The sequence below is a fragment of the Desulfovibrio sp. genome (genome assembly GCF_014803725.1).
Lineage (GTDB): Bacteria > Desulfobacterota > Desulfovibrionia > Desulfovibrionales > Desulfovibrionaceae > Desulfovibrio.
Genome location: NZ_JAAVBE010000021.1, coordinates 127,550 through 136,211 on the forward strand (window position 1 = coordinate 127,550; position 8,662 = coordinate 136,211).

Annotated in this window: 7 protein-coding genes and 1 other RNA gene; 7 read left to right on the forward strand and 1 reads right to left on the reverse strand. The window is 57.8% G+C overall.

The window, feature by feature from the left end:
* Positions 1 to 60 precede the first annotated feature (60 nt).
* The 7 genes from HDR50_RS08055 (at position 61) to HDR50_RS08085 (ending at position 7,190) form a co-directional block, all read left to right on the forward strand.
* Positions 61 to 1,071 (forward strand): ABC transporter permease, encoded by a 1,011-nt coding sequence (locus HDR50_RS08055; protein ID WP_291357631.1) that lies wholly within the window; start codon positions 61 to 63, stop codon positions 1,069 to 1,071.
* Entirely contained in the window at positions 1,068 to 1,904 is an 837-nt protein-coding gene (locus HDR50_RS08060; RefSeq protein ID WP_291357607.1) for an ABC transporter permease, read from the forward strand. The genes HDR50_RS08055 and HDR50_RS08060 overlap by 4 nt, the downstream gene beginning before the upstream one ends.
* Before the next feature lie 55 nt (positions 1,905 to 1,959).
* Positions 1,960 to 3,558, forward strand: coding sequence for an AAA family ATPase (locus HDR50_RS08065; protein WP_291357609.1), 1,599 nt, complete (start codon positions 1,960 to 1,962; stop codon positions 3,556 to 3,558).
* A 330-nt stretch (positions 3,559 to 3,888) separates the two neighbouring features.
* Complete coding sequence (locus HDR50_RS08070) at positions 3,889 to 4,425, forward strand: hypothetical protein (protein WP_291357611.1); 537 nt, start codon at positions 3,889 to 3,891, stop codon at positions 4,423 to 4,425.
* 41 nt (positions 4,426 to 4,466) lie between these two features.
* Positions 4,467 to 4,845, forward strand: a transfer-messenger RNA (tmRNA) gene (gene ssrA / locus HDR50_RS08075).
* Between the two features lie 191 nt (positions 4,846 to 5,036).
* Entirely contained in the window at positions 5,037 to 6,347 is a 1,311-nt protein-coding gene (locus tag HDR50_RS08080; RefSeq protein ID WP_291357613.1) for a tyrosine-type recombinase/integrase, read from the forward strand.
* A 201-nt stretch (positions 6,348 to 6,548) separates the two neighbouring features.
* Entirely contained in the window at positions 6,549 to 7,190 is a 642-nt protein-coding gene (locus HDR50_RS08085) for an IS1595 family transposase (protein WP_291357615.1), read from the forward strand.
* Between the two features lie 183 nt (positions 7,191 to 7,373).
* Here HDR50_RS08085 and HDR50_RS08090 read toward each other — a convergent pair.
* On the reverse strand, positions 7,374 to 8,662 hold a 1,289-nt coding region (locus HDR50_RS08090), incomplete at its 5' end, for a relaxase/mobilization nuclease domain-containing protein (protein WP_291357617.1).

The following is an 8,662-nucleotide window of genomic DNA, read 5'->3' on the forward strand; positions in this document are numbered from 1 at the left end:
GCGTGGATGCCCCCTGACCGCCGCATGAACGGACCGCTCTCCCCTGCCCTCACCCCGGCGATGCTCCCCGGCACGCCGCTTTTTGCCGCTCTCTTGCGGCTGGGGAGAAAACTGCTCTGGATGCTCCTCGTGCTCTGGGGCATCACGCTCATTTCCTTTTGGGTCATCCACCTGGCGCCTGGCTCGCCCACGGATATGGAGACCACGCTCAACCCGCTGGCCGGCGCGGCCGCACGCCAGCAGCTCGAGGCGCTCTACGGCCTCGACAAGCCCCTGCACGTCCAGTATTTCGACTGGCTCGGCCGGCTGTTGCACGGCGATTTCGGCAATTCCATGTCCGCGGACGCGCGCCCGGTGCTCGACAAGATTTTCGAGCGCCTGCCGCTGACCGTCTCCATGAACGCCATTTCGCTGGTGCTCACCCTACTCATCGCCATCCCCGTGGGCATCCTCTCCGCATGCCGGCGCAATTCCCTGCTCGACCGCGCGGTCACTGTGCTCGTCTTCCTGGGCTTTGCCATGCCCTCCTTCTGGCTGGCGCTGCTGCTCATGCTCTGGTTCGGCATCGACCTCCAGTGGCTGCCCATTTCCGGGCTCACCTCCATGGATTATGCGCGCCTGAGTCCCTGGGGCAAGTTTTGCGACCTCGCGCGCCATCTGGTGCTGCCCATCACGGTGTATACCGTGGGTTCGCTCGCGGGCATGTCCCGCTACATGCGGGCCTGCATGCTGGAGGTGCTCCGGCAGGACTATATCCTCACCGCGCGGGCCAAGGGCCTCTCGCCGCGCCAGGTCATCCTGCGCCATGCCCTGCGGAACGCGCTTTTGCCCGTCATCACCCTCCTCGGGCTTTCCGTGCCCGGCCTCATCGGCGGCAGCGTCATCATCGAGTCCATCTTCGCCCTGCCCGGCCTCGGGCAGCTTTTTTACAGCGCGGTCATGGCCCGCGACTACACCATGATCATGGGCAACCTCGTGCTCGGCGCTGTGCTCACGCTGGCGGGCAATCTTCTGGCTGACCTTTTCTACGGCCTCGCCGACCCCCGCATCCGCAGCGGAGGCGGCAAATGATGTGCGCGACCGTGCGCCGCTTTCTCGGGCGCAATGGCATGCTGGCCCTCGGGCTCGGCATCGTGCTCTTCATGTCGCTCGCCGCGCTCGGCGCGCCATGGCTCGCGCCCTATCCTCCCGATGCCGAACACCTCGACCATGTGCTTGAGGCGCCTTCGGCGGAATTCTGGCTCGGCACGGACCGCCTTGGGCGCGACATTCTCTCGCGCCTGCTTTATGGCGGCCGCGTCTCGCTGTGGGTGGGCTTCGTGGCTGTGGGCATCTCCGTGAGCATCGGCACCACGCTCGGCCTCATCAGCGGCTATTTCCGCCGCTGGGTAGACGAAGCCGTCATGCGCCTCGTGGACATCATGCTCTGCTTCCCCTCCTTTTTTCTCATCCTTGCGGTCATTGCCTTTCTGGAGCCGAGCCTTACCAATATCATGATCGTCATCGGCCTGACCTCATGGATGGGCGTGTGCCGGTTGGTGCGCGCCGAGACCCTGAGCCTGCGCGAGCGCGAATTTGTGGCCGCGGCGCGCCTTGCCGGCACCTCCACGCCGCATATCCTGCTGCGACATATCCTGCCCAATGCGCTGGCGCCGGTGCTCATCACGGCCACCCTCGGCATCGCTGGCGCCATCCTCGTGGAGTCGAGCCTGAGCTTTCTCGGCCTTGGCGTGCAGCCGCCCATGCCCAGCTGGGGCAACATGCTCATGGAGGGCAAGGCCACCATCGAGACGGCGCCCTGGCTTTCCGTCTATCCGGGCCTCGCCATCCTGCTCACGGTGCTGGGCTACAACCTGGTGGGCGAAAGCCTGCGCGACCTGCTGGACCCGCGGCTCTCTCAATAGACAGACGCCGCTCGGACCCCTTTCAGCCCTTGGCAACGCATTTTCAGGTGGACCTATGCTGGAATATCTGCGCATCCGCAACCTGGCCCTCATTGAGGACATGGAGCTGGAATTCGCCAGCGGCATCAATGTGCTCACGGGCGAGACCGGCGCCGGGAAAAGTTTCATCCTCAAGGCCCTGGGCTTCCTGCTGGGCGACAAGCTCGGCGCGGACATGGTGCGCCCGGGCGCGGAGCGCGCGCAGGTGGAGGCGCTTTTCGCGCTGGAAGACGGGGACTTGGTGTTGCGGCGCGAACTGGTGGCGGAAAGCGGCCGCAGCCGACTCTATATCAATGATGCCCTGAGCTCGCAGGAGAGCCTGCGCGAACTGCGCAGCCGCCTCGTGAGCCATACGAGCCAGCACGCGCAGCAGAAGCTCCTCCAGCCGGCCTTCCAGGCGCGGTTGTTTGAAGATGCCTTCCCGGAGCCAGCCCTGCTTGAGGAGCGGGACAGACTCGTCGCGCAGCTGCGCGCCCTCGCGGAGGAACGGGACGCCCTTCGCGCCCGGCAGGAGGGCCTTGCCGAACGCCGCGACCTTCTGGAAATGCAGCAGCAGGAGATCGACAAGGTGGCGCCGCAGGAGGGCGAGGAGGAGCGGCTTGAGGCCCAGCGCGCCCAGGCGCGCGACGCCGAGGCAAGGCGCGAGGATGGGGAACGCGCCCTGCTCCTCCTGCATGGCGAGGACGGCCCGGGCCTGCTTGACCTGCTGGCGGAATTCGAGCGCCTCGCCCAGCGCATGGGCCGCGAGGGCGATGACCGCTCCGAAGCCGCAGCCGAGGCTGCGGCCGCCTTGCGCCAGGAGCTTTCGCACCTCTCCGGGGAGCTGCGCCGCCAGCCCGCAGTCGACACTGACGTGGACCTCGACAAGGTGGAGGAACGCCTCTTCCTCCTGGCACAGCTCAAGCGCAGGCTGAAGCGGACCCTCCCCGAAATCCTCTCCCTGCGCGAAGAGATCGTTGAAAACCTTTCCTTCCTCGATGTCTGCTCGCTGGATCTTTCGCGTCTGAAGAAGGAAGAGGCCCTGCTTGTGGAGGAGCTGGGCACCCTTGTGGCGCGTATCGTGCCCCTGCGCCGCGAGGCGGCTGGCAAGCTGGCAAAAGATCTGGAAGAGCAGTTGCGCGGGCTCGGCTTTTCCGAGGGGACGCGAGTCATCCCGGAATTCACTCCCCATGAGCTCTGGCCCGGCATCAACGACGAGCGCGGGCGCCTGCTCTGGGCGCCCAATCCTGGCCAGCCGGCGCAGCCGCTCGACCGCATCGCCTCCGGCGGCGAGCTCTCCCGCTTCCTGCTGGCCCTGGCCGGGTTGCGTACTGACCAGGAAGATGCCACCTATATTTTTGATGAGGTGGATGCGGGCGTGGGCGGCATGACCCTCAACAAGCTGGCGGACAGGCTGGTGGCCCTCGCCGGCAGCCACCAGATGCTGCTCATTACCCACTGGCCGCAGCTCGCCGCCCGCGCGCAGCGGCACTTCCAGATCAGCAAGGTGGTGCGCGATGCGGCCACCTATACCCTCTGTGCGCCCCTGGATGCGGAGGGGCGCCGCCAGGAGCTCGCCCGTATGGCCGGCGGCGGCACCCAGGGCGAGGCTGTGGCGCATTCCCTTCTTGAGTGACCCCACCTGCCGGCGACTGGAAATTTTTGCCCGCCAGAGGTGCCCCCCGGCAAGATCCGACTACCCTCCCCTGTCAAAAAGACGCCGAAGCCCTCACTTCCGATCTCTCTGCGAGGGCTCTGAAGCACGGTTTCAAGCACTTTCCTCCATTTTTTCACGATATTTTCTAGAAATTTTCTGCCGAGGGAAATCCAAACGCATTTTTGGCACTGCTTTTGCTTTCTCCCGGGCGTTGCCACCCCGCGGAAAATTCGGCCGCCCCGCGCTCAAGCTGGGTTTCCGGGCACCCGGAGGGCAAACCCCCATGCGATACCTGCCCTGGAGGATGTTGTGAATACCGAAAGCCGGAACCACCTTGCGGAGATGGTGCACCTGAGAAACAGCGATACGCCGCTCACCGTCCAGGCCCGCTCCGCCATCCCCGAAAGCCTCCCCCCGTCCTCTCCCGATTCCGCCACCTCCCGCCTGCGGGAATTCATGAACCAAAGCGCGGAACTTCTCCCGGAACTTGAAGAACAGCTCGACGCCCTGCAGGAAGCCTTTGTTTCGCTGCTGGAGCGCCAGTTTGAAAAAGAAAAATTTTCTCCGGAGCACAGGCTGCACATCTTCCTCTCGCCGGAGGGCAAGCTCGTGGTGGAGGGCGAGGATGACGATGCGGACAAGGTCTGCGCCATCTTTTCCCGCCAGCCACAACTCCACCAGCGTTTTCGGGAGCTCGCGCGCCTAGCGCTGCTCACCCACGGCATCGCGGTGGCCCGGCGCGCGCATGCGGCCATGGAGGCCGGCGCCGACAGCGACGAAGAGCCCTTGCTCGGCCGCTACCACATGTGCCTCAAGGGGTCGCTCTCACATTTTTATGTCCGCTGAGCTTGCCAGGTGGGCATTAAGTCCCTATTGTGCAGCGCACGGGGGGCGCACTGGTTTCGACGTGGATATGGAAACCGGAGTTGCAGGCCGAGGCGCCGCTGGCCTCGTAAAAAGCGGCAAAACAGTAATTGCCAACAACGATTACGACTACGCCTACGCTGCCTAGTCAGCGCGGCAACCTGACCGCATAGCCGGTCACGTCCGGGGGGAGGACGCCTGATAATCCCACCGGGCGACACTCATCAGGCTGGCGGAAACTGGTGTTCACCGGGGTTTTCCGCGAGATTGTCACCGGCGAGCCCGCCGTGCTGCGCCTGATCAGGGGCCACCAGCACGGTCAGATCCAAACCTGATCTATGCCTGTAGACGCTTCGCGCGGAGTATTCGCGGACGGGGGTTCGACTCCCCCCGCCTCCACCATCGGTTCATCCGGCAAAAGCCATTTGAATCCCGGAAGTCAAGCTATTCAGCGGACTTTCGGGATTTCTTTCTCTAGCGACATCCAGCCAGGGACAAGGAAGTCCGCAAACTTTTGGTACCTTTTTCCCGAAAAAGGTGCCATATACTGGAAGAAGGTACCATTTAAGGTGCCATCTTGCGGGAGTTTGAAAATGGCTGCGAAAACACCGTCTTTAGAGCTTACCATCAGAAACGCCAAGGCCGTAAAAGGAGAGGTGCAGGTCATTCGTTGCGGTGCGGGCTTGGAAATGTGGATTTCCGTCAACCAGGGTGGCACCCCGATGAAAAAATGGGTCTTGCGTTATTCCGATGCCGCAGGAAAGCGCCAGAAGGTTCGCATAGGCTCCTACCCGGAGTTGACGCTTGCCAAAGCCCGCGCATCGGCCGAAGACCTGAAAGAAAAGGCGAAAGCCGGTATCAACTTGGCCAAGGAGCGGGCCAAGAAGCAATCGTCCCAAGTGTATTCCCGAACTTTTGAAAGCGTCGCCATGGCTTGGCTTGAGAGAAAAACGCCTGAATGGGATGACGCTCACGCAAAGCGCCAGAAAGAGCGGCTGTCGGGTAATATTATTCCGGCCTTTGGAAGTGTGGACATTAATGACCTCACGATGATGCATATTGACAAGGCATTGTCGGTCGTCATTGAGCGCGGCGCCCGTGAAACGGCGCAACGTATCTGCTCTATCCTCATAAAAATCTTTGAGTACGCAGACCTGATGGGTTTTTTGGAAAATCCCATAATCATCAATCGATTAACACTCTATCGTAGGGAAATGCCCAAGCCGATTGCCAAACGCCACTTATATAAGGAAATGTCGGAAAATGAAATCAGTCGATTGTTGCAAGCCATTGAGAACTCCAAGGGTAGATGGACCTTGCAGACGAGTGTCGCTCTGCGATTGGCTCCGTATGTCATGCTCCGACCTGTCGAAATTTGTGAAGCCGAATGGACCGAGATCAATCTCAATGACGCCGAATGGTATATTCCCGCATCCAGAATGAAAATGTCTCGTGACCATATTGTGCCATTGCCTCGTCAGGCCGTGGAGCTATTTTTGGAAATACGGCCTTTTTCTGGGGCTAACAAATATGTCTTTCCCTCCCCCAGAAATCATAACGCGCCTATTTCAACGGCTTCTCTTCTCCAGGCTATCCGACGGCTCGGATATGCCTCCACGAAAGAAGAAGGCAACAGCTTCTGCACTCACGGGTTCCGAGGCATGGCGTCAACCACGCTCAATCAACACCCGAACTTTCAGTATATGAAAGAAGACTGGATAGAGTTTCAGCTCGCCCATGCCCAAACGGATAAAACGAGGGCTTCCTATAATATCCTCACACCGCGCTCATATCTTGCGGAGCGACGAAAGATGGTACAGGAATATGCAGATTACCTTGATGGATTGCGGAATCTCAATAATCCGAGGTTCGAGAGGACGACTGAAAAATTGAGAGAAGGTTAGCCGAGGTCAACCAATGGGTCTACCGCTGTATGTAGCTTAAACCGTGGTACTGCGGTAGACCCTGGTATATCATGCATTTGAGCATAATTTTAACAATCAGGATAATTTTTAATGACCCGATTCATGGTTGGGGCCGAATCTGTACTTGAAATTATAATTTTTGAGGCTGTCCTAGCTAAGGAGAAATTGCTAGGATAGGATATGTACGAGCGCCGAAGTCGGTTAAATTCGCGTCAACAGGCTGAACTTATAAAGTTTTTCGTTGCTGGCGCAACCGCGCGTGCTGCGGGAGAAATCGCGGGGGTAAATCGCAACATCGCCACCTCGTATTTCATGCGCCTCCGTCGTCTAATAGCCATGCATCTCCCGAGTTATCGCTTGTCAGGGGAAGTTGAGGCCGATGAAAGCTACTTTGGCGGAGTGAGAAAAGGCAAGCGAGGCCGGGAAAATAGCGGTTTTCGGATTACTGAAGCGCAACGGGAGTTTTATACGGCCATAATCCCCAATGCGCGAACAGAAACGCTGATGCCCATCATTGAGGAGCGCGTCGAGGCTGATAGCATTGTCTACACGGACATGTTCCGAGCATATAATGCGTTGGATGTAGGCGATTTCCACCATCACAGGATTGACCATTCAAGGTTATTTGCCAAACAAGGAAACCATGTCAATGAGAGAGAAAATTTTTGGAACCAGGCAAAACGGTATCTGCGTAAGTTCATCGGCATTAAGCCTGAACACTTTTACTGGTTCCTGAAAGAATGCGAATGGCGCTTCAATGGGGGTAATCATAAGGAGCTATTAACCCAGCTAAATTCCTGGGTTAAAGAGGCTAAACATTAACCTTAGTTAGGACAGCCCCTTATTATTTTATAAGGTCTATAATTTTTTAAAAACTTAATGACAAATCATTGGCATACCCTTGATGGGTTCAGTCCCTCATATTTATTTTCGCTCACTATATAATAGTTTCATCATGAGCATTACTTGATGAAGATTTAGCTTAAATTATAAATAAATACTCAATTATTTCATTCTCCGAAATTGCCTATTAACCAATTCTTGAGTTGGTTTTTGATTGGGATGGTTAGAATAATACTCTATAACTTCCGCCTCCTTGTTGCACCGCTCCACAGCCGACTTATCTAAATGGCTTTCAAGGATAACCCTGTCACCGTGTGCCCCATAGGCATAGTCCAGTACCCGTTGCAGATAGTCAAGTTTTGGCGCAAGGGAGTCAGATTGGAGAGCGTTGGGGGGGTGTCTTTGCATTTCTTCCTCAACCTGTTCGCGGAGATACCCGGCACAGCGCAAATGCAGGGCGAGCATCGCCTCCAGCCTTGATGCGTCAACTTTCATATCCGCGTAGCGGCGTTTTACCATTTTTCGATAGGGAATGACTGGCCTTTGCAATTTCCCGATTTTGGGAAAATAGCTTTCGGGAAAATGCCCATACTTTGTGCCTGGCTGGAGGGTACGCCGTAACCGCCATATGTCCGCAAGCCAAGGGTGGCGCTCTCGGACCCAGTCCTTGAATCGGCAACAAGCCATTTTGGGCATTTTTGCCAGTTTCCGTCTCTCGTCCATGAGTTCCTGGCTTTGCTGGCATGGCAGGAAAAACTTTGCTATGCTGACAAATTCTTCGCCATGCGGCGCAAGGATAGTGTAGGCTCTTTCACGCTTTTCTTTTTGTTGGGCCTTGAATACGGCAATCTCCGCCGCATTCTGTTTCAGGAGTTCGGCTTTTTGCACTTTCCGGCGTTCAGCATCTATAAGCCGCGTTTTCCTGTATTCCCTCCATTGATCCTCTGCTATTCTGCTGACCGGCTCCGGTTCAATCTTGGTCATGGGAGCGGCGTAATCGCCGGGTATGAAGTCCCCAAGCCTTTTGCAGAGCTTTGCCAAGCTGAACCGGCGGTCAATGGATGAGGCTTTTATAGCCTTGTCGCCAACAAAGACAATGCCGCCGGACCCTTTTCGTTCAAAGCGCAGCCCCGCCTCTCTTAAGCCTTCATGCAATTCCTGCCATGAACCGGCCTCCTCTAGGATTTTGCGGCCCCGCTGCTGGGCAATTCTCTGGGCCGATTTTTCGCCCGTGAAATTTTCAAAATCTTGGGCTCTGCTGGAAGGCGGCTGCTTCTTCCTCGGCTCATTACGGATAACCTGATCATTTTCGTCCACGCGATACCTGGCCTTCTTCTGCGGCTGCCATCCCTGCTTTTTCTCGATCAGCGCCACAATCTTGTGGGCTGCTTCGATGTCAAAGCCCTTGTGAGGCTGGATGACTTGCAAGGTGTCTGGATGAACTCGGTTGA

Excerpts from the sequence above, each read along its gene's own strand:
- HDR50_RS08065 (WP_291357609.1), top strand. The coding sequence starts at position 1,960 with ATGCTGGAATATCTGCGCATCCGCAACCTGGCCCTCATTGAGGACATG.
- HDR50_RS08060 (WP_291357607.1), top strand. The coding sequence starts at position 1,068 with ATGATGTGCGCGACCGTGCGCCGCTTTCTCGGGCGCAATGGCATGCTG.
- HDR50_RS08080 (WP_291357613.1), top strand. The coding sequence starts at position 5,037 with ATGGCTGCGAAAACACCGTCTTTAGAGCTTACCATCAGAAACGCCAAG.
- HDR50_RS08055 (WP_291357631.1), top strand. The coding sequence starts at position 61 with ATGCTCCCCGGCACGCCGCTTTTTGCCGCTCTCTTGCGGCTGGGGAGA.
- HDR50_RS08085 (WP_291357615.1), top strand. The coding sequence starts at position 6,549 with ATGTACGAGCGCCGAAGTCGGTTAAATTCGCGTCAACAGGCTGAACTT.